Origin of the sequence: Pseudomonas sp. PDM19 (genome assembly GCF_014852215.1) — a bacterium.
GTDB lineage: Bacteria > Pseudomonadota > Gammaproteobacteria > Pseudomonadales > Pseudomonadaceae > Pseudomonas.
On record NZ_JACVBG010000003.1, the window covers coordinates 693422 to 714717 of the forward strand.

Annotated in this window: 15 protein-coding genes and 1 tRNA gene; 4 read left to right on the forward strand and 12 right to left on the reverse strand. The window is 65.3% G+C overall.

Translation table 11 applies throughout. The annotated features are described in order from the left end of the window. Positions 1-408: 408 nt before the first annotated feature. On the forward strand, positions 409-1704 hold the full coding sequence (locus IB273_RS19170; protein ID WP_192224778.1) for a hypothetical protein: 1296 nt from the start codon (positions 409-411) through the stop codon (positions 1702-1704). Continuing rightward, positions 1704-2684, forward strand: a complete 981-nt coding sequence (locus tag IB273_RS19175) for a tyrosine-type recombinase/integrase (protein WP_192224779.1) — start codon at positions 1704-1706, stop codon at positions 2682-2684. The genes IB273_RS19170 and IB273_RS19175 overlap by 1 nt, the downstream gene beginning before the upstream one ends. 18 nt (positions 2685-2702) lie before the next feature. Here IB273_RS19175 and IB273_RS19180 read toward each other — a convergent pair whose 3' ends face one another. The 3 genes from IB273_RS19180 to IB273_RS19190 form a co-directional block, all read right to left on the reverse strand. Next, entirely contained in the window at positions 2703-3170 is a 468-nt protein-coding gene (locus IB273_RS19180) for a hypothetical protein (protein ID WP_192224780.1), read from the reverse strand. A gap of 425 nt (positions 3171-3595) precedes the next feature. Continuing rightward, positions 3596-3669, reverse strand: a tRNA-Gly gene (locus IB273_RS19185). 152 nt (positions 3670-3821) lie between these two features. Then, positions 3822-4715 (reverse strand): alpha/beta fold hydrolase, encoded by an 894-nt coding sequence (locus tag IB273_RS19190; protein WP_081518170.1) that lies wholly within the window; start codon positions 4713-4715, stop codon positions 3822-3824. 502 nt (positions 4716-5217) lie between these two features. On the opposite strand from IB273_RS19190, the gene IB273_RS19195 reads away from it, so the two are divergent. Both IB273_RS19195 and IB273_RS19200 read left to right on the forward strand, forming a co-directional pair. Then, the gene (locus IB273_RS19195) at positions 5218-6051 is read left to right on the forward strand and encodes a substrate-binding periplasmic protein (protein ID WP_192224781.1); all 834 of its coding nucleotides are present in this window, start codon (positions 5218-5220) and stop codon (positions 6049-6051) included. A 3-nt stretch (positions 6052-6054) separates the two neighbouring features. Further along, a complete protein-coding gene (locus IB273_RS19200) occupies positions 6055-8928 on the forward strand; it encodes an HD domain-containing phosphohydrolase (RefSeq protein ID WP_151189599.1) in 2874 nt (957 codons plus the stop codon). Between the two features lie 69 nt (positions 8929-8997). Here the strand turns inward: IB273_RS19200 and IB273_RS19205 are convergent, their stop codons facing one another. The 9 genes from IB273_RS19205 to IB273_RS19245 form a co-directional block, all read right to left on the reverse strand. Further along, positions 8998-9744: a murein L,D-transpeptidase catalytic domain family protein gene (locus IB273_RS19205; protein ID WP_081517590.1), complete on the reverse strand. Its 747-nt coding sequence runs from the start codon at positions 9742-9744 to the stop codon at positions 8998-9000. 376 nt (positions 9745-10120) lie between these two features. Beyond that, positions 10121-11173, reverse strand: coding sequence for a L,D-transpeptidase (locus tag IB273_RS19210; RefSeq protein ID WP_192224782.1), 1053 nt, complete (start codon positions 11171-11173; stop codon positions 10121-10123). Between the two features lie 132 nt (positions 11174-11305). Beyond that, positions 11306-12001 (reverse strand): pseudouridine synthase, encoded by a 696-nt coding sequence (locus IB273_RS19215; RefSeq protein WP_192224783.1) that lies wholly within the window; start codon positions 11999-12001, stop codon positions 11306-11308. Further along, complete coding sequence (locus tag IB273_RS19220; RefSeq protein ID WP_151189601.1) at positions 12001-12216, reverse strand: cysteine-rich CWC family protein; 216 nt, start codon at positions 12214-12216, stop codon at positions 12001-12003. Before IB273_RS19220 ends, IB273_RS19215 begins: the two co-directional genes overlap by 1 nt. 98 nt (positions 12217-12314) lie before the next feature. Then, a complete protein-coding gene (locus IB273_RS19225) occupies positions 12315-13148 on the reverse strand; it encodes a DUF4824 family protein (protein ID WP_081517594.1) in 834 nt (277 codons plus the stop codon). Continuing rightward, positions 13145-14221, reverse strand: coding sequence for a DUF2157 domain-containing protein (locus tag IB273_RS19230; protein ID WP_192210009.1), 1077 nt, complete (start codon positions 14219-14221; stop codon positions 13145-13147). Before IB273_RS19230 ends, IB273_RS19225 begins: the two co-directional genes overlap by 4 nt. 317 nt (positions 14222-14538) lie before the next feature. Then, a complete protein-coding gene (gene atzF, locus IB273_RS19235) occupies positions 14539-16347 on the reverse strand; it encodes an allophanate hydrolase (RefSeq protein WP_192224784.1) in 1809 nt (602 codons plus the stop codon). A 190-nt stretch (positions 16348-16537) separates the two neighbouring features. Next, positions 16538-20341, reverse strand: coding sequence for a 5-oxoprolinase/urea amidolyase family protein (locus IB273_RS19240; protein WP_192224785.1), 3804 nt, complete (start codon positions 20339-20341; stop codon positions 16538-16540). 315 nt (positions 20342-20656) lie between these two features. After that, the gene (locus IB273_RS19245) at positions 20657-21292 is read right to left on the reverse strand and encodes an urea amidolyase associated protein UAAP2 (protein WP_192224786.1); all 636 of its coding nucleotides are present in this window, start codon (positions 21290-21292) and stop codon (positions 20657-20659) included. Positions 21293-21296 lie beyond the last annotated feature (4 nt).

Below are 21296 nucleotides of genomic sequence, written 5' to 3' on the forward strand. Positions count from 1 at the left end.
CCATCAAATCAAACGATTAGTCGCGCAGCCGGCTGTTTGATTCAATACCTATATCCCACTGCAAAACCTCGATAGCGCAGATGAACCGGCGAGCGCGCCTGTTTATCCGTGCCGGGCCAACTCATGCCTGCGAAAAGGCGATGGAGGCAGCGCGATGCAACTACCCGACTGGACCTATGACCTTGTGCTGGTGGCGCTGGCCTACCTGCTGGGCGCGCTCTCGGCACTCGGTTCTTCCACGCCTGCGGTGGCGTTTCCTTGGTGATGTGCATGAGCCCGGCGTGGGCCGCGACGCCGGCCGGGAGCGCCAGGCACGAGCGGTAGGCCGAAGGCGCGGCCGACGCCCCTGTAACACGTCGGATAACCCACTGATCACTGTTTCATTACGTAGCTATTTGGAGCACTTCAATGACCAAGCCAAAGCATCAAGTCCGTGTCACGGTTAAGTCTGCTGGCGAGATTTACGAGTCGCCCGAGGGGCGCCTGTTCTTCGACGAAAAGCTGGCCAAGTTCACTGATCTGTCCGGCGTGCGCCGGCTGCGCTGCGGCGTCGATACGGTCCGTCAGTTGTACAACGGCATGATCCGGTTGGAAGTGATGGCGCTGTTCGATGAGCCGGAAGATATCGTGGAGTTCGCTGGCTATCAGTGGGTCAAGGGCAGGGTAGGGCGCGACTCCGGCTACCAGTACCGCCTGCAGAACGCCGATACGGGCCTTATCCTGCTGATCAAGAATCACAACGTGAAGCTGGAGAACATTGGGCCGCACCTCAAGATTGAGGTGTCCCCACACGCCCTGGATGGCGCCGATCCATCGATCCTGCAAGGCATGCTCGATGACCTGGCTAGTGCCGTGCTCGCTCACTGCGAAACGAACCAGTGCGCCGTGCATCTCGCGCTGGATGTGCAGGGCTGGACGCCGCCCTCGGATATCGTAGAGCGCATGCGCTGTCGCTCGACTCGCGTGCGGCAGATCAGCGGCATCGACCGTATCGAGTTCCATGGCAATGCCTCGGTCTATGGGCGTGGTGAGACCTTCATGTTCGGCTCGGCCAACGGCATGCAGCTCTGCATCTACAACAAGACGCTCCAGGCCCGCGCCACCGACAAGCTCGATTACTGGAGCAACGTATGGGCATCACTCAATGGCGATCCCTTTGGTGATGGCGAACCCGCCTACAACCCAGAGGAAACCGTGTGGCGTATCGAGTTCCGCTTCCATCACTCCATAGTCCAGCAGTTCTCCGAAGGCTCCAAATTGTCCTCTGGAGAGGTGATCGGCTGCCGCACCTATGCTGGCCTATGTCCGCACCTGCAAGGCCTGTGGGAATACGCCTGCGACAGCTTCCGGCTGCTGCTGAAAGACCCGAAGTGGTACGACCCGTTCTGGTCGCTGATCACCCTGGATACGAAGGTCCAGGTAGAGGCCGATCCACTGATTGAGCGCACCGAATATCGTCGCTACTACAAGACCGCACAGGGCTTCTCCGGCAAGAACTGCGAGATGTTCCTGGGTCAGTTCGCCAGCCTGATTGCGCGGGAGCGCATCCCTTCAAAAAAGGCACTTGAGGTCGGGAGAACGCTCCCCTTCTGGCATGTGATCGAAGACCACTACACGGCCAAGGGCTACAGCACTCGCGACCTCGAGAAGCACATCTGCGGGCTAATCAATGATCGCTACTTGAGGCGTGGATACGCCATCTGATGAGCATCACCAAGCTCCCCGATGGGCGCTGGTTCGTCGATGTAGAGCCGATCAAGGGCAAGCGTTTCCGAAAGCGGTTCAAGACCAAGATGGAAGCGCAGCAGTTCGAGGCCAATGCTCGCCAGAAATGCTCTGAGAATCCGAGCTGGACGATCAAGCCCAAGGACCGCCGCAAGCTCTCCGAGCTGGTCGAGCTCTGGTACGAACTGCATGGCCAGACTCTAGCGAACGGTAAGCGCTGTGTGGCGATTTTGCGGCTGATAGCGAAGGATTTGGGTGACCCGGTAGCGGTGTCTCTGGAACCAGCGAATGTGGCCCGTGTGCGCTCCTTGCAGGTCGCTAAAGGCATGTCGGGCAAGTACGCCAACAATCGCCTTGGCTACCTCAAATCGATGTACAACGAGCTCCGGCAGCTGGGCACCATCGACTACGAGAATCCTGTTGGGCGAATGCGCCCGTTGAAGCTTCAGGAGAAGCCGCTGTCGTACCTGACCAAGCACCAGGTATCCGAGCTGCTGGCCGCGCTCGATGCTCGCATCACATCACCGCACCCGAAGATGGTCGCTCGCATCTGCCTTGCGACTGGTGCTCGGTGGGGAGAAGCGCAGGCACTGACCCTGGATCGGTTGAAGGGCAATGTGGTGATCTTCGCCAACACCAAGTCGAAGCGTGTTCGCTCGGTTCCGATCTCGGAAGGGTTGGCCAAAGAGATTCGCCAGCATTGGCAGACCCACGGGCCATTCACAAACTGCCTTGGCGTGTTCCGCATCGTGCTGCTGTCCACATCGATCAAGCTACCGAGGGGCCAGGCCAGCCACGTACTTCGCCATACGTTCGCCAGTCACTTCATCATGAATGGTGGGCACATCGTGACGTTGCAGCACATCCTAGGGCACGCCTCGCTATCGATGACGATGCGGTATGCACATCTGTCAGAGGATCACTTGGCTGATGCAGTCAGATTTGGGCCGCTGAGATAGGCAAAGTGACAGCAAGAGCTACGCCTCATTTATGAGCATGTAGATCTCGTCATTTGACGTGTTCTTTAGCAAGGAAATCATATGTTCTTCGCCTCCGCGCCAGAACAGAAATAGATTCTGGTCGCTTGCTGAGATGGCGAATTGCTTTCCTAGAAACCCATCAAGTGTCGGCTTCCAGTCCCAAGGGAGCACTTTGCCGTTGGGAAGTTGGAACGAAGTTCTTTCTGTTGGAGAGAGGGAGCTAATCGCTAGGGGCGTTGACCGGACTTCCCATTTGAGGATTTCGTCCTCAGAGAAGATGCGCAGGTATGCGTTGTCCCTGGTGCTGATGACCAGTTCTCTGCCGTTGAAAGCGTACTGGTGGAAGATTTTTCCGTTGATACCTGAGGCTTCGATTTCTTTGTTCTTCTGCTGAGCAGCTTGAACTGTCTCGCCGAATGAGCCGTGCTCTTTAAGAGGGTCCACGAACGTTGCATCAATCAACATACTGCGTTCCTTTGGGGGCAACAGGGCAGCTTCGCTAATTCTCTGTGAGCCATCCTGGAGAAGAGCTGCACAGAGCGCCAGTCACTGAGCTTACCTGGCTGCCAGGATCACAGGGGCGCTGTCGCTCGCAGGCCAGAACACGAGGCCAAACGGTTCCGCCCTGACTAGAACTCCAGGTTCGTCGACTTGCCATTCGCGCATGTCTTCAGCCGTCTCGATGACTGCTTCAATCACTCCCGACGTCCGGCCAGACTCGATCAGCACAGGATCGCCAATCCTCACAGGGTTCCCACAGGGGTATCGCATGCGGTGCCTCCTTCCATGATGGCAAGCGTGCAGTATCGACACTTTTTCGACACCTTCCCGCCCCCAAAAACGCAAAACCCCCGAAACGCTAGGCATTTCAGGGGTTCGGCAAGGTGTTCTGGAGCGGGCGAAGGGAATCGAACCCTCGTCATGAGCTTGGGAAGCTCAGGTAATGCCATTATACGACGCCCGCTTGGGGGTGCCTTTTTACCAGAAGGGCGGGGCTTAGTGAAGCCTCGGACGTTCAGGTGTTACGAGCGGGCTGCAGCTGTGAACAACGTGGCGCAATAAAAAACCGGGGGCGGAAGGTCTGGGGCCGGCCCCCGGCTGTGTGCGCTGGTTGCATCAGCCCACCATGGCGGCGATGGGAACGCCCTGGCTGCTGGGCAGGTAGGGGTTGGCCAGGACCGGGTGGCGCTGGGGCTGGAGGAAGGTCAGGAGGGCGTCCTGGGTTTCCTGCCAGGCCTTCTTGTGCTCCACGTCGATGAAGTGGCCCGCATTGCGGATGGTGCGGAACTCGCAGTCACGGATCAGTTGCTGGAACAGCTTGGCTTCGGCCGGGGTAGTGTAGATGTCCAGCTCGCCGTTCATGAACAGCAGCGGGATGTCGATGGCCGCGAACTTCTCCATGTAGCTTTCCGCGCTGAGCTTGAGCACCTGGCAGATATGGAAGTGCATCTGCTGGTATTCGTGCTCGTCGAGGCCGCTGACGTGGCGGAAGTTGTAGCGCTTGAACAGTTGCGGCAGGTATTGCCCGATGGTGTCGTTCACCAGGTTGCCGACGTTGGTGCGGTCGCAGGCGGACAGGTAGTCCAGGCCGCGGTGCAGGTAGTCGAGCATCGAGGCGTTGAGCAGCGGCGAGAAGGAGTTGATCACGGCCTTCTGAATCCGCGCCGGGCGTTCGGCCAGGGCCAGCAGGGTAGCGACGCCCCCCCAGGAGAAGGACATCACCACATCGGCGCGGTAATGCTCGATCAGGCCGAGCAGCAGCTGCGCCTCGTACTCCTTGGTGATGAACTCGCGGCAGTCGTTGTGTGCCTTGGATCGGCCGGCGTACGGCTGGTCGTAGCACACCACGTTGAAGTGCGGTTGCAGGTATTTCACCGTTTGCGCGAAGGAGGCGGTGGTTGCCAGCGAGCCGTTGACCAGGATGATGGTCTGGCGCGCTTCCCTGTTGGCGTGAAACTCCGTGTGTACCCGGTGTTGCTGAATCTCGACGACGGCGGTTTCCGGCCTCATGTCGTATTCCTCCAGACGCAGGTCATGGTGCGCATCCACCATCGGATGCGAAGAAAGTACCCAGGCAGAGGAAAGCGTCTTGACGTGACAGCTTCATGTCACTCGACGAAAGTTAACAATTTCTTGATTTTCAACTAGTTGGAGCATCAATAGGCACGATTTCCGGCACCGTTGAAGGCGCGGATTCGGGCTATTGATCAGGCAGGGAAGGGGCGGCTTGGGGGAACGGCGTGCCGCGAAAAGCTCTCTTGGATGCAGCGTGTGACTCATTGGTCACGCTTGGGCCTGAGTTAAGCAGCCCCGTTCAGGCGGCGCAACCACCGCTGGGCGCCTGAGTCACATCGGCGATGCGGATTCCGACGAAATGACATTTCTCTGCGCGATTGTCCGGCGCTTTGGTGAAGCCGGATTACACTCTTGTGATAGCTGTAATGCCCCCTGCCGAAGACGAGCGATCCTGCCGTGCTCCCCCTGAGGCCGATACCGCGTGCGGAGCGGGTCCATGGCACTTCACCGACAGTTCGTTTCTCTGCTGGTCCTGGCTCCGGCCGCCTGGCCGTGTGCGGAAGCCATGGCCGAGGATCGCTACGGCTGCGAACAGCCGATATCCATCGCCTACACCCGCAATGTGGTGTTCTTCCATGACGACGTTGGCATCGACCCGGACCTGATCGCCGAGCTGGGCAAGCGCACCGGCTGCCAGTTCGCGACGTCCGTCCGCCCGCGCGACGAAATCTGGAGCAAGCTGGAGAGCGGCGAGTTGCAGATGGGCACCAGCGGCGTCGCCACGCCGCAGCGGCGCAGCTACACCTACCTGCTGCCCTATCTGTATATGCGCAACAAGCTGATCGTGCGCGACGACCTGGGCGAGATGACCAGCCTGGATTCCTTCCACGACATGCCCGGTGCGCGCCTGGGGGTGATCGCCGGCTACCGCCATGGTGCCTACATCGACGGCATGTTGCGCATTCTCAGGGCCGAAGGCCGGGTGGTGGAATACAAGGACGACGCGACGCGTTTCAGCGCGTTGCTCAACGGTGACGTGGAGGGTGTGATCGGCCACGAGATGAATCTCGAGGGCGCGGTGAGCGATCGTCGTCAACGGGAACGCTTTCATGTGATAGATGTGATGCCGGGACCGGCGACACCCCACAACCTGATGCTCTCGCGCAAGCGCTTCACCCCGGCGCAAAGCGCCGAATGGATGCGTCTGATGGAGACATTGTGGCTGGATGGCACCCTGGCCCGGATCATGCGTAAGAATGCGCCGCCGCAACAGGCGGAAGGACTGCTCGACAGCGGCTATCGCTACAGCTCCACGGACAGAGGCTGGTAAAGGATGAAGGCATTCGAACGGGGTATTCCGCTGCAACTGCTGGTGGCCGGAGCCATCATCGCCAGCATGCTGGTGCTGGCGGGGGCGTTGCTGATCCAGGGATATCGCGGTGTGGAAGGAGCGCTGGTGACGGCGGCCGGGGAGTCGGCCAGCCAACTGGGCGCGACCATCAACGAGCGAATCCGCCGCCTGATCGACCCGGCGGAAAGCGCGTTGCGCCTGCTGACCCACGACCCCATCTCGCAGACCGACAACCTGCCGGCGCGCCTCGACCGCCTGCCGATGCTGGTGGAGAACCTGCGCGCCAACCGCACCCTGAGTGCGGTGTACATCGGCTACCCGAACGGCGAGTTCCTGCTGATCCGCGCACTGCGCGTGCCGGAAGTGCGCCGCGCGTTGCAGGCGCCGGATGCGGCCAAGTACCTGGTGCAGAGCCAGACGCTCAACGGCCAGGGCGGGCTGCTCGGTGAGTGGCGTTTCTATGACAGCGAGCTGCGCCTGCTGCGCGTGCAGGAGCGCCCCGACTATACCTACGACCCCCGTCAGCGGCCCTGGTACAACGAAGCGCGCCTCACCAGCAAGACGGTGCTGACCCAGCCCTACGTGTTCTTCACCACCCGCGAGATCGGCCTGACCCTGGCGCACCGCAGCGTCGATGGCGCCGCGGTGATCGGCATGGATGCCTCGGTCAACGATCTGGGTGGCGAGATGGGCGACCTGCGCCAGACCGCCAATACGGAGCTGGCGGTGGTCGACGGCAAGGGGACGGTGATCGCCTACCCGGACCTGTCCCGGCTGATGATCCACGAGGGCAAGGAGTTGCGCCTGGCCTCGCTGGCCGAGTTGAAGGTGCCGGCACTGAGTGAACTCAATGCCGAGAAGGTGCCCTCCGGTACGCCGCAGGCTTACCGGGTCAATGGCGAGGACTGGTACGGCATCTGGGTGCCGCTGTCGAACTTCACCAGCAACGAGGTGAAGGTGCTGATCGCCATTCCCGCCGTGGAGCTGCTGGCCGGCGCGCGGCAACTGCTGTTCAACCAGGCTTTGTGGAGCGGCACCCTGTTGCTGGTCCTGCTGCTGATCGGCTGGTACATCGGCCGGCGCATCGCCCGTCCGCTGACCGCGCTGGCCGACCAGGTCGGCGCGCTGGCGGCCTTCGATTTCGCCCGGCCGGTGGGCGTGGAATCGAAGATCGCCGAGGTTCGTGACCTGAGCAGCGTGATGGGCAGCATGTCGCGCACCATCCACAACTTCCAGGCGATCACCCTGACCCTGAGCCGCGAGACGCGGCTGGAAAGCATGCTCGAAGGCGTGCTCTCGCGCCTGGTGGAAGCTACCGGCGTCATGGGCGGTGCGGTCTACCTGCTGGACGACGAGGAGTGCCGCCTGCGCCTGGCCTGCTCGGTGAATGGCGAGCAGTACCCGCAATCGATGCTGATCGAAGGCTTCACCGAGGCGGAATTGGCCGAGCGAGTGGACCTGGCGTTGGCCAATCGCGGCCAGTACCTGGAGGTTTCCCTGCGCAACCGTTCGGACGAGCTGCTGGGCATCCTGGTCCTGCAACTGGCCCAGGAAGGCGTACACAGCCGCCAGCCGCGCAAGCCGTTCAAGCGCTTCGTCGAGGAACTCTCCGGCGCCGCTGCCGTGGCCATCGAGACCCGCCAGCTGATCGAAGCGCAGCAGCGGTTGCTGGACGCGATCATCAAGCTGCTGGCCGACGCCATCGACGCCAAGAGTCCCTACACCGGCGGCCACTGCGAGCGCGTGCCGCAACTGGCCGACCTGCTGCTGCAGAAGGTCATCGATTCGCACGATGGCGAGTACGCCGGCTTCACCATGAGCGATGCGGAGCGCTACGAGTTCCAGATCGCCGCCTGGCTGCACGACTGCGGCAAGATCACCAGCCCCGAGTATGTGGTGGACAAGGCGACCAAGCTGGAGACCCTGTACAACCGCCTGCACGAAGTGCGCACGCGCTTCGAGGTGATCTGGCGCGACATCGAACTGGACTACTGGCGCGGCATCGCCGAGGGCAGCGACATCGGCCTGCTCGCCGCCCGCCGCGACGCGCTGCACGAGTCACTGCGCGACGACTATGCCTTCGTCGCCCAGGCCAACGTCGGCGGCGAATTCATGAAGGACGAGGATATCGAGCGCCTCAAGCTGATCGGCGAGCGCCGCTGGTTGCGCTATTTCGATGATCGCCTGGGCATCTCCCACGACGAGGCCGAGCGCCTGCAGGGGCGGCCGGCGCAGCCGCTGCCGGCGGAGGAGTTCCTCCTTGCCGACAAGGCCGAGCACCGCGTGATGTGGGGCGAGCGCAAACCACCGGTGACCAAGGACGACCCGCGCAATATCTGGGGCTTCGACATGCGCCTGCCGCCCTACGCCAGCCACTATGGCGAGCTGTACAACCTGGGCATCCGCCGCGGCACGCTGAACGACGAGGAGCGCTTCAAGATCAACGAGCACATCGTGCAGACGCTGATGATGCTCACCACCCTGCCGCTGCCGCGCAACCTGCGCCGCGTGCCGACCATCGCGGCCAACCACCACGAGAAGATGGATGGCACCGGCTACCCGCGCAAACTTTCCCGCGAGCAGATGAGCATCCCCGAGCGGGTGATGGCGATCGCCGATATCTTCGAGGCGCTGACCGCCGCCGACCGCCCCTACAAGGCGCCGAAGACACTCTCCGAGTCGCTGAAGATCCTCGCCTTCATGGCCCGCGACCAGCACATCGACGCCGACCTGTTCCGTCTGTTCATCAGCCAGGGTGTGTACCGCGAGTACGGCGAACGCTTCCTCAATCCCGAACAGATGGACGCCGTGGACGTGCGCGCGATCCTGGAAATCCTCGATGGGGTGAAGGCCTAGTCGCACACCGCGGTCCCCTGAAACGCAAACCGCCGGCATCAGCCGGCGGTTTGCATTTCAGCGATGAGATCAGCGCTTGGCGAGGTTGGTGGCGTAGCGATTGATCTGCGGGTTCTTCGCCACGGTGCAGCTTTGCCCGGCGAGGAACTGCGAGGTCTTCAGGTACTGCTGCTGCGGGTAGTAGGCGAACACGTAGCTGCCGTTCTTCACCGTGTCGATCAGCTTCTGCGCCACCTGTGGGCGCACGGCGGGGCAGCCCAGGCTGCGGCCGAGGCGACCGAGACCGGAGACGACCTTGGGATCGGCGTAGGCGGCGGCATGCATGACGATGGCGCGTTCTTCGCTGTTGTCGTTGAAACCCGGCTCCAGGCCCAGCAGGCGCAGGGAGCGGCCGTGCTTGCCGCTGTAGGTCTGACCCGTCTGGTAGAGGCCAATGGAGGACTGGTTGCTCTCCGGGCGGTTGGAGAAGGAGGTGGCCATGTCGTCGCCACTCTTCTTGCCGTGGGCGACCCACTCCTCGAAGAGGAGTTTGCGCTGCTTCAGGTCGAAGACCCAGAGGCGCTTGTCGCGGGACGGCTTGGAATAGTCGATCACCGTCAGCAGGCGGTTCTGGCCGCCGAGCTGGGTGCTGGCGCATTGCAGCGCGCTGAGCGCCAGGCGCAGGGTTTCGGTGTTGGTCGCCGGCGCGAGGCGGTGCAGTTCCTCGGCGGTGGGCAGGGCGGCAGCGGACGCAGTCTGCCAGCTACCGATCGCGAAAAGCGCGGTACTGGCGAGCGAAATCCGGAAGAACCCCCGTAACTTCAAAAAAGTCAGCATGAATACAACATTCCCGTTGAATCGATATGGTTTTTTCTGGGAAACGCCGCATTGTGCGCGATTTTTGACCAGTGTTGTGGTTGTTTTTTAATCAAGTATGGTTCCGCCCGTCGGTATTTACGAACTTTCCAGCGCGATAGAGCGCGTGAGACGGCGAGTTTCCTTACGCGAGGAGCAAGGGAGCTCACCCCCGGACAGGCGCCTTGACTCCTTGTGTTTCGAGATTCTTCGGCTGCTTGCACGGCTGGCTTGAGGCCGTCTGTCCGTCGGTGAGTGCCGGCAGTTTGCAGGAGGCGGGCGAGGGGCTATGCAGTGGAATGATGAAGACGCTGTAGGGGAAATCCGGAGCGCGCTGGTGTCGCTCCGGCCCACCGCGTTACTGCACGCTCTGGTTCTTGACCGGCTTCTGCTCGGCCTTGCGGTCGTTGGTGGTGATCACCGTGAAGTCCGGGTTGCTGCGCATGTCGCGGGTGGACGGCAGGTCGGTGATCACCAGGGTGCTGCCCACGTCCATGCTGCTCAGCAGGTTGCGCAGGAACTCGCGGTCGAGGCTGAACTTGCCCAGTTGCTCGGCGGGTGAAAGGCCGCGTTGCGGGTCGCTGACCTGCACGCTGGTCCAGCGCAGGTTCGGGTTTTCGCTGTCGATCTCGGTCTGGGAGGGTTTTTCCATGAGGGAGAAGGCGGCGACGCCGGTCTTTTCCTCCGGGTGTTCGAAGGCCACCGGCGCGGTGCCGATCTGCAGGCCGCCGCGGTAGACGTAGAGGCGGCGGTCGGCGCGGCTGACCAGCACGGAGACCGGGCCCTTTTCCGCCCCCGGGTCGCTCCAGAAGGGCACCACCATGCCGCTGTCATCATGCGGGCCCGCGGCGCGGCCATCACTGACGATGGGTGCGAGCAGGCCGGGGTGGTAGACCTCCACCGGCGAGCTCTTGGCATCGGAGATGATCACGGTGGTGGAGGTGAAGCCGGTGACTTCGTAGAGCTTCTTGGCAAAGGCCATGGGCAGGCGGATGCAGCCGTGGGAAGCGGGATAGCCGGGCAGGTTGCCGGCGTGCAGGGCGATGCCGTCCCAGGTCAGGCGCTGCATGTAGGGCATGGGCGCGCTGTTGTAGAGGTCGGAGTGGTACTCGACCTTCTTCTGCAGGATGGAGAACACGCCGGTGGGGGTTTCCTTGCCTTTCTTGCCGGTGCTCACCGTGGCCACGCCGATGGCGATGCCGTTGCGGTACACGTAGGCGCGCTGCTCGGTGAGGCTGACCACCAGGGTGACCGGGCCCGCCGGGGAGATTTCCGGGTACCAGAGGAACTGGCCGGGCTTGAGCGTCTTCAGCGCGGCCTGCAGGTCCGAGAGCGGCGAGGGCTTGCCCGGATTGGCAAAGGCGACGCTGGCGCTCAGGGCGATCAGCAGGGCAACCGACAGTTTCTTCATTACCTTTCCTTGGATCGCGGGCATGGCTGGGAGATTAGCCAAGCGGCGAGGCGGGCTGCAAACCGCTGGGCCGAACGGTCTGCGCAGGGTGTTTCAGGACGTGACCTGGATCGCGAAGCCCGGAGGAACGGCTCAGCCCAGCTCGGCGATTTCCTGCGCCGTCAGGGCGCGGTACTCGCCCGGTTGCAGAGCCGGGTCGAGCTGCAGGCTGCCCATGCTTTCGCGGTGCAGGCGGGTCACCTTGTTCTGGAAGTGGCCGAACATGCGCTTGACCTGGTGGTAGCGGCCTTCGTGCAGGGTCAGGCGCGCGGCATGGGTGTCGAGAATCTGCAGCTGGGCGGGCAGGGTGGTGAGGTCTTCGAAGGCGAAGTACAGGCCCTGCTCGAAGGTCGCGATGTAGCGCTCCTCGATCGGGTCTTCGGTCTCGACGTAGTAGACCTTGGGCAGCTTGCGCCACGGCAGCGTCATGCGCCGCGACCATTGCCCGTCGTTGGTGATCAGCAGCAGGCCGGTGGTGTTGTAGTCCAGGCGGCCGCCGATGTGCAGCTCGTGCTTGTCCGGCTCGTCCAGCAGGTCGAGCACGGTGCGGTGCTCGGCGTCGCGGGTGGCGCTGACGCAGCCGGCGGGCTTGTGCAGCATGAAGTAGCGTGCCGGCTTGCCGACCTGCAGCACGTCGTCGTCCAGCTCCACGCGGGAAAACTCGCGCACCTCGTGGCGAGCATCGCGCACCACCTGACCATCCACGCGCAGGCGGCCCTCGGCAAGCAGCTGACGGGCCTGCTGGCGGTTCAGGTGAGGCAGGTTGGCGATGAAACGGTCCAGGCGCATCAGGCGTTCCCGGCATCCTTCAGCCCGGCAGCGCAGCGCGGGCACAGGCAGGCGCGATCGACCAGCTCCGGCGGAATACGCTCCAGCGCCGCACGGTCGATGGGCGTGCTGAAGCACCAGCAGTCCTGGCCCTGCAGCGCCGGATCGGCCTGGGTGCAGCGGTTGGACTGGCCGCAGAGCGGGCAGCGGCTGGGATCGGGAGTGGCGTCGTTCATGGCCGGTCAGGGCGGAGGCTGGTGGTGAGGCGGGCGCACAGGGTGCAGCGCCGACCCGCATCGCGCAAGCGGATTCGGATCGGCGCGGCGGGTGCCGGTCAGGGGATTTCGATACGCTCGATCCAGGGCTCCAGGCGCCGGCCGAAGGCCACTTCGGCGACGAAGGGCTGGGGCAGGCCGTCCGACGTCCGGTGGGGCTGCGCCGTGATCTCGTCCAGGCGCCCGCGCCACTGGTAGGGCACGTTGATGCTGTCGGAGCCGATGCCATTGGCGGTGCCGCCCAGTGTCCAGATGTGCTGGTAGTAGTTGGAAATGGGGCGCACGCGGCCATGGATGATCAGGTAGCGCTGGCGGTCGGGGTATTGGGTGCGCAGGGCCTGGAGATCCAGGCCGACGTCCTTGAGCAGCAGGCGCGTGTCGGTTTTCTCTTCGCTGTCCAGTTCGCGGCGGATGAAGTCGCGCTCGTCCGCCAGCCGCGCATTCTGCGGCGCGGCGTCGGCGGCCTGGCGAGCCTCGTCGAGGCGCTTGCGCGTCAGCTGTACTTCGCGCTCGTACAGCGGGCCGGCCAGCTCCAGCACCAGCAGGGCGTCGCGCGATTGCTGGCGGCCGAAGTGCTGGGCACTGTCGTCATCCACTTGCGCGGGCATGTTGAAGCCCAGCTTCGCCATCTTCTGCGCGTCGATGGCCGGCAGCCAGCCACGATTGTGCCGCGAGCCCTCATCGCGCGTGGGAGTCCGCCAGCGCAGCCGCAGGCTCAGGCCGCTGTTCTCGTTGTGCCAGGTGGTGTTGCGGATCAGCTCGCGCTGGCTGAGGGGCAGTCTGCTCTCGGGCTCGGCCGAACGGTTCCAGGCGACGCCGCCCAGGGCCACGGCGTTGACCAGCAGGATCAGGCCGGCTCCGCCGACCAGGGCATGGGTGCGCGTCCAGTTCATGACGAAGTCCCTCCCAGCAGGCCATGGGCACGGCGCAGGCGTCGCAGCACCAGCAGGATCAGCACGGCGCACAGGCCCAGCACGAGGAAGAACAGGTACTTGGGCATCACCTCCCACCACCAGTCGAAGAACTTGGTGTAGAGGAAGATCACGAAGAAGGTCAGCCCGGTGTTCACCACTTCCGGCCATTCGCGGCGTGCGCCCTGCCAGATGACCAGCGCCGAGGCAATGAAACCGAGCACCTGGTAGAGGTTCTCCACCGCGGCGAAGCCCAGTGGCAGGTAGCTGCCGCCGCCCCAGTTGGCCAGCACCAGCATCGGCAGGAACAGACCGAGCAGGCCGAATACGCGGTAGATCGCGGCGAAGCCGTCGAAGCGGTTCTGCGCGATGAACGAGGGGACGAGGAAGATCAGCAGTGCGGCGGGGAAGAAGTTCTCCGGGCGCTCGCCCACATCCAGCCAGTAGACGCCGCTCCAGGTGCCGACCCGCGCGGCGACGTAGCCCATCACGCAGATCAGCGCGGCGGCCAGCAGCAGGCGGGTGTTGCAGGTGTAGGCGAGCAGCAGGGCGTAGGCGGCCCAGGGCAACAGGGCCTTGTCCGAGGGCGTGATGTTGAAGATCTGCCCGACCATCACGACGTTCAGCACCAGGCAGGCGAAGGCCAGCATGGCGCCGAGCTTGGCGAAGTAGCCGGAGGCGTCGCGGCGTTGCAGGAACAGGGTCAGCAGCAGGCTGATCAGGGACGCGGCGATGAGGGTGAGCACCTGGGCGGTTTCCGCGAACAGGCCCCAGAACTGGTAGAACAGGAAGAACAGGCTGGCGGCCAGCGCCAGCGCGCCGAGGAAGGAGGCAATGCGCATGCCCAGGGAGAGGCGATGGTCCTGGCTGTCGCGGTCGATGTCGAAGCGTGTGCGGTAGTCGGCGAGCAGGCGCTGCTGGTGGTCGTGCAGGCGGTCGCGCTGGGTGGTGTCGAGGACGAGGGCGCCTTCGTCGTGCAGGCGGCGCAGCTCGCGGTCGAAGGCCAGGATATCGTCGACGCGGTGCTGCGCCTGCTGGTGGCTGAGGTCGGGCATGACCGGTCCTTGCGGCGGGAGATGCTTGAACTCTAGCTGTCGGCGGGGCGGGGTTCCATGGGCAGCTTCGCAGTGCGTATGAAGCGTGACGTCATACGCCATCGCGGGCATGGCCCGTTCCTACAAGGGGGTGTCCAGCCACCGCCGATGGGCGCGTGCTCACTTTAGGATGGGTGGAGCGGAGCGATACCCATGCTGCCGGTGCACGGGGTTGATGGGTATCGCTGCGCTCCACGCCATCCTGCGGTCTGCCTTTCGCCGATCTTGCGCGGCGGATAACGCTGGCGCGTTATCCGCCCTACGAAATCCCGCCGCGATCAGCTACGGCTCTGCAGCCACGCACGCCACCCGCCGAAGCGGCTGATGTCCTCGGCGCCCTCCAGGCCCCAGGGGTCGCAGATGAAGCCGGTCTCCCAGCTGCCGTCTTCCAGCTGCACCTTGCCCAGCCCCAGCGGCGCCGGGATGCCGGTGAGGAAGGAGCCCAGTTCGGCGCTGGGCAGTTCCCAGACTTCCACTTCGATGGCCACGCCTCCGTCGGCCACGCGCAGCATGCCGGGGCGCAGCGGCGGGCCTCCGGCCAGGGCGTAGAGCTTGTAAGCAGGAACACTTTGGGTGGCGCGCAGCAGGCGAGCGCCGCGCTGGCGCAGCTGCCAGTTCAGCGCCAGGCCATTTAGATGCGCGCCGCATACCACCAGGCGCGCGCGATCGTTGCGCGCAGCGTTGGCGGAGGAGGAGAGTGCGATGGCGTTGCCGCCGGAGAGCGGCAGGTTGTGCCGGCGCTGCAGGGCGTCTGCCACGCCGAGCAGGTACTGGTCGGTGAAGGTGCGGCCGAACAGCGTCACGCCCCAGGGCAGTCCGTTGCCCATGATCGCGCTGGGCACGGCGACGGCGGCGTAGTCCAGCAGGTTCATGAAGTTGGTGTAGTAGCCCAGATCGGAATTGCGCTTCACCGGTTCGGCGTGCAGCTCGTCCAGGGTCACCGGGCGGCCGATGGTGGGCGTCAGCACGCAGTCGAGATCGGCGAGGATCACGTCGCACTGTGCCTTGAGCTCCTGCAGCCGGTACTGCGCGCGGAACGCCTGCACGGCAGTGGCGCCGGGAGCTTTCGCCAGCACGTCGCGGATCACCGGCAGCACGGCTTGTGGGTCGCGCTCGATCAGCTCGCCCGCCACGCTGTAGCGCTCGGCCACCCACGGACCTTCGTAGAGCAGGCGCGCGGCTTCGAGGAAGGGCGCGAAGTCGATTTCCCGAGCCTCGCCGCCCAGCGCCTTGAGCTGGTCGAGGGCGTCGGTGAACAGCACCGGGCCTTCGTGGCAGCCGAAGAATTCCAGCTGGTCGGCACGCGGCACGCCGAAGCGGAAGGGTTTCGGCGTGCCGAAGGCGCTGGTGTCGTTCCAGGCGGGATTGGCGCGGCTGTAGCCGTCCAGCGGATCGAGTCGGGCGGTGAGCCCCAGCAGTTCGCTGGCCTCGGCGGCGCTGGCGGTGAAGTAAGTGATGCAGTCCAGAGTGCGGCACGCCGGAACCAGGCCGGTATTGGACAGCAGGCCCTTGCTCGGCTTGAGCCCCAGCAGGCCGTTGAGCGCCGCCGGCACACGGCCGGAGCCGGCGGTGTCGGTGCCCAGGGCAAAGCTCGCCACGCCTAGCGCCACGGCCAGCGAGGAACCGGCGCTGGAGCCGCCCGAGGGGTACTCCGGCAGCACGCTGTTGCGGCATTCGCCATAGGGCGAGCGGGTGCCATTGAGGCCGGTGGCGAACTGGTCGAGGTTGGTCTTGCCCAGCGGGATGGCGCCCAGGTCGATCAGTTGCTGAACCAGCGTCGCCGAGGTCTCCGGCGTGTAGGCGAAGGCCGGGCAGGCGGCGGTGGTGGGGATGCCGGCGAGGTCGATGTTGTCCTTGATGGCGAAGGGGATGCCGTACAGCGGCAGCGCTTCGGGGGACTGTTCATCCAGTGCGGCGAAGTAGGGTTCCAGTTCTTCCAGGCTCAGCAGGTGGATGAACAGGCGGTAGTCGGGGTTCAGCGCGGCGGCCTTGTCGCGCAGCCCGGCGATCAGCTGGCGCGGCGTGGCGCGGCCTTCGCGATAGGCGGCGCGCAGGGTGGCGAGGCGGAGGTCGAAGGTTTTGGGCATGGTCGGGATTCCATTGGGCCTGTCAGTTCATCACTCGGATTGCCCCTCACCCCGGCCCTCTCCCGGAGGGAGAGGGGGAAGAGCAGTCCGGTGCGGTGTCTGTTTCCAAGCACGACCCACCAGTCGGTGTGTCGTGGTTTCGGGTTCCTGTGCTGGGGAGAGGGGCTCTCGCAATTTCTGCGGTGCCAGCTCAAGCCTCCTCCATCACCACCACCCGCTGCCCCGCGCGCACCGGCGAGCCGGGCTGCACGCGGACCTCGCGGACTACGCCGTCGCGCGGGGCAGTGAGGGGGATTTCCATCTTCATGGATTCGAGGATCACCAGGATGTCGCCGGCCTTCACGCTGGCGCCGGCTTCCACCTGCACCTGCCAGAGATTGCCGGCGATGTGGCTCTCGACGGCGTGCTGGCCGGCGCCGAGCGGGGCCTCCTCGCCGGTATCGGCGGCGGCCTCCTCGCTCTCGAAGTGGGCCTGGCCGGAGGCGATCCAGCGCTCACGCTCGGCGTCGAAGGCGGCGCGCTGGTGGCTGCGGAAGGCGGCGATGCTCTGCGCTTCCTCGGCAAGGAACTGCTGGTAGTCGGCCAGGCGCAGTTCGCTGTGCTCGATGCGCAGCGGGAAGCGGCCCAGCGGGAAGTCACGGCGGATGCGCAGCAGCTCCTCGGCGGACACCGGGTAGAACCGTACCTGGTCGAAGAAGCGCAGCAGCCAGGGCTTGCCGTCGAACGCCGCGACTGCGCGGTAGCGGTTCCACATCTGCAGGGTGCGGCCAACGAACTGGTAGCCGCCGGGGCCCTCCATGCCGTAGACGCACATGTACGCGCCGCCGATGCCCACGGAGTTTTCCGCAGTCCAGGTGCGTGCCGGGTTGTACTTGGTGGTCACCAGGCGGTGGCGCGGGTCCAGCGGCGTGGCCACCGGCGCGCCGAGGTAGACGTCGCCCAGGCCCATCACCAGGTAGCTGGCCTCGAACACCGTGCGGTACACCGCCTCCAGGTCCGGCAGCTCGTTGATGCGGCGGATGAACTCCAGGTTGCTCGGGCACCAGGGCGCGTCCTTGCGCACGGTGGTCATGTACTTCTCGATGGCCAGCTGGCAGGCCGGGTCGTCCCAGGACAGCGGCAGGTGCACGATGCGCGACGGCACCTTGAGGTCCTGGGCGGCGCAGACGGCGTCCCACAGGCCGGCGACGGTTTCCAGCAGGCTTTGCAGCGGCAGCGTTTCCGGCTGGTAGTGCACCTGCAGCGAGCGGATGCCGGGGGTGAGGTCGATCACGCCGGCCAGTGCCTTGGCTTCCAGCGCCTGCATCAGCGCGTGGGCGCGGAAGCGCAGGACCAGGTCCAGCTCGGGCTGGCCGATTTCCAGCAGCAGGTGGGTGTCGCCGGAGAGGCGGGCGACCAGGCGGGTGTCGTCCTGGCCGAGGTCGAGGACGATGGGGCTGGGGAGACTGGTGCTCGGGCTGCCCTCACCCCCCGCCCTCTCCCGCAAGCGGGAGAGGGGGCTGTCCGTGCCACCGGGAAACACTGTGCCCGCCGACAACGCCGGACTGCTCCCTCTCCCTCCGGGAGAGGGCTGGGGTGAGGGGAAACCGGTGGCGCCGTGGTTCGCCTGACCTGTAGCGAGCTTGCTCGCGAACGGAGTTCCGTCTGGAGCGCCGGTGACATGAGGTTCGCGAGCAAGGGCTGAGGCGCCCCCCTCGGTCCTGCGAAAAGCCGCAAGCGCGCGGGCGGTGGAAATATCCACCGGCAGGAATCGCACCTTGTCCCCGGCCTTGAGCTGGCCGAGTTGCCAGAGGTCGGCCTCGATCACCGTCACCGGGCAGACGAAGCCGCCCAGGCTCGGGCCGTCCGGGCCGAGGATCACCGGCATGTCGCCGGTGAAGTCCACCGCACCGATGGCGTAGGGGTTGTCATGGATGTTCGACGGGTGCAGGCCCGCCTCGCCGCCGCTCTCGCGCACCCATTCCGGCTTCGGGCCGATCAGGCGCACGCCGGTGCGGCTGGAGTTGAAGTGCACTTCCCAGTCGGTGGCAAAGAAGGTGTCGATGTAGGGCGCAGTGAAATATTCCGGTGCGCCGTGGGGGCCGTAGATCACGCGGATTTGCCTTACGGCCGGCAGCTCGGTGCGCAGTGCGGCAGGCAGGCTGGCGCCATGGCTGTCGTCTGCCAGTTCGGCCAGGTGCAGCACATCGCCGGCGCGCAGCGCGCGGCCGCCATGGCCGCCGAACTGGCCGAGGGTGAAGGTGCTCTTGCTGCCCAGGTAGTCCGGCACCTGCAGGCCACCGCGCAGGCACAGGTAGCTGCGTGCGCCAGCGCCGCCAACGGTGCCGAGGCTGAGGGTGGAGCCGGCGGCGATGAACAGCGAAGTGTTCATCGGCTGCTCGACGCCATCCAGGCTGATCGGCAGCGCCGCGCCGGTGATGGCGACCACCGCGTCGGTGTTGAAGCGCAGGGTCGGGCCGCTCATGGTGATTTCCAGCGCGGCGGCGCCTTCGGGGTTGCCCAGCAGGGCGTTGCCCAGGCGCAGCGCGCGGTCGTCCATCGGGCCGGACGGTGGCACGCCCACGGCCCAGTAGCCTAGGCGGCCGGGGTAGTCCTGCACGCTGGTCTGGGTGCCGGCGCTGAGCACTTCGAAGGTCTGCGCGCGGTAGCGCAGGCCTTCCAGGCAACGGGTCCAGGGCGAGCCACTGGCGAAGGGAGCGTCCGCGAGAATCTGCCGCAGGTAGTCGCGGTTGCATTCCACGCCGTAGAGCTGGCTTTCGCCGAGGGCGCGGTCGAGGCCGGCGCCGGCCTGTTCGCGGGTCGGCGCCCAGGCGATGAGCTTGGCGATCATCGGGTCGAAGTAGGGCGGAATCTCGCAGCCGGCTTCGACCCAGGTGTCGATGCGCAGCGCCTTGCCGTCGGCCGGCGGGAATTGCACGGCGGTGAGCAGGCCGGGGCAGGGCTGGAAGTCGCGGCCGGGGTCTTCGGCGTAGAGGCGCGCCTGGATGGCGTGGCCGCTGGGCTCCAGCGTGGCCGCGAGCTCGGCCAGGGGTGGCAGGTCGCCCGCGGCCAGTTCGATCATCCAGCGCACCAGGTCGACGCCCCAGACCTGTTCGGTGACGCCGTGCTCCACCTGCAGGCGGGTGTTCACTTCGAGGAAGTAGAAGTCCTGTGCCTCGCTGTCGTAGACGAATTCCACGGTGCCGGCGCTGCGGTAGCTGACCGCTTTTGCCATCTGGATCGCCGCTGCGCAGAGGGCTTCGGCCATGCCGGCTGGCAGGTTGGGCGCGGGGGTTTCCTCCAGCACCTTCTGGTTGCGCCGCTGCACCGAGCAGTCGCGCACGCCCAGGGCGATGACCTCGCCCTGGCCATCGCCGAACACCTGCACTTCCAGGTGGCGGGCGCGCTGGATGTACTTCTCGATGAACACGCCCGAGTCGCTGAAGTTGTTCTGACCCAGGCGCTTTACTGCGTCGAAGGCGTCGCGCAGCTCGTCCGCCGAGCGGCACACGCGCATGCCGATGCCGCCGCCACCGGCGGTGCTCTTGAGCATCACCGGGTAGCCGACTTGCTCGCCAGCGCGCAGGGCGGCGTCGAGGTCTTCCAGCAGGTCGGTGCCTTCGAGCATCGGCACGCCCTGTTCTCGGGCCAGCGCGCGGGCGGTGTGCTTGAGGCCGAACAGGCGCAGCTGTTCCGGCGTCGGGCCGACGAAGGCGATGTCGGCGGCCTCGCAGGCTTCGGCGAAGGCGGCGTTCTCGGAGAGGAAGCCGTAGCCGGGGTGGATCGCTTTCGCGCCGCTGTCGCGGGCAGCCTGGAGAATCTTCTCGACCACCAGGTAGGTGCTCGACGCGGGGCCTTCGCCGAGGCTGATGGCCTGGTCGGCCTGCTGGATGTGCAGGCTGGCGGCGTCGGCTTCGGAGTAGACGGCCACGCCCTCTACTTGCAGCTCACGAAGGGTGCGCAGGATGCGGCAGGCGATTGCGCCGCGGTTGGCGATCAGGAGCTTGTCGAACATGAGGGCGTCCCCATGGGGTGGCGGGCCGTCCCGCCGTCATTCGGTGCCTATCCCGGTCGTCCGGGGCAGGTTCATGCTGCCGTAGGGCGGATGTGCTTTATCCATCCGCCGTCCGGCCACGCGCGATCTGTTTGGCGGATAACGCTGGCGCGTTATGCGCCCTACTCGGTCAGCTCCGGGGCTCGGGCGAAGTCCGTTCGATGCAGGTTCTGGCAGTCCGCAGCGCCGGGCTGCATTGGGCACTCCGGCTCTGGCTGAGGATGTACAGCCAGCGCCGCAGCACGTGCAGCCCATCGCCTGCCGTGTGCAGCCGCTTCAGTCCCATACCAGCAGCTCCGCTGGGGTCGGGTTCCAGCCGTTGCAGGGATTGTTGAGCTGCGGGCAGTTGGAGATCAGGACGATGACGTCCATGTGGGCGAGCAGCTCGACGTACTTGCCGGCGCCGGAGATGCCGTCCTCGAAGGTCAGGCCGCCCTCGGCGGTGACCGGCACGTTCATGAAGAAGTTGATGTTGTGGCTGATGTCGGCCTTGCTCAGGCGGCCGTCGTGCAGGCTGGCGCGCAGGAAGTTGTCGCGGCAGCTGTGCATGTAGCGCTTGTCCAGGGCGTAGCGCACGGTGTTGCTCTCCTGGGCGCAGGCGCCGCCGAGGGTGTCGTGGCGACCGCAGGTGTCGGCGCTGATGGTCAGCATCGGGTTGCCGAGGTTGGACCAGAGCACGCTGCCGGCGCTGAGGTAGACCTGCCCCTGCTTGCGCAGGGTGCGCTGCACGTCGTAGCGCTCGCGTGGGTTGGCGGCGCTGAAGAACAGCGTGTCCACCGCCTGGTTGCCTTCCAGGTCGAGGATGCGCAGGGTCTGCCCGGCCTTGAGTTCGGTGAGGCTGGGTTCGCCGGCCGGGATCAGGGTGCGCGAGACGCAGGCTTCGGGGTGTTTGTCGCTGGGGACGATGGGCATGCTC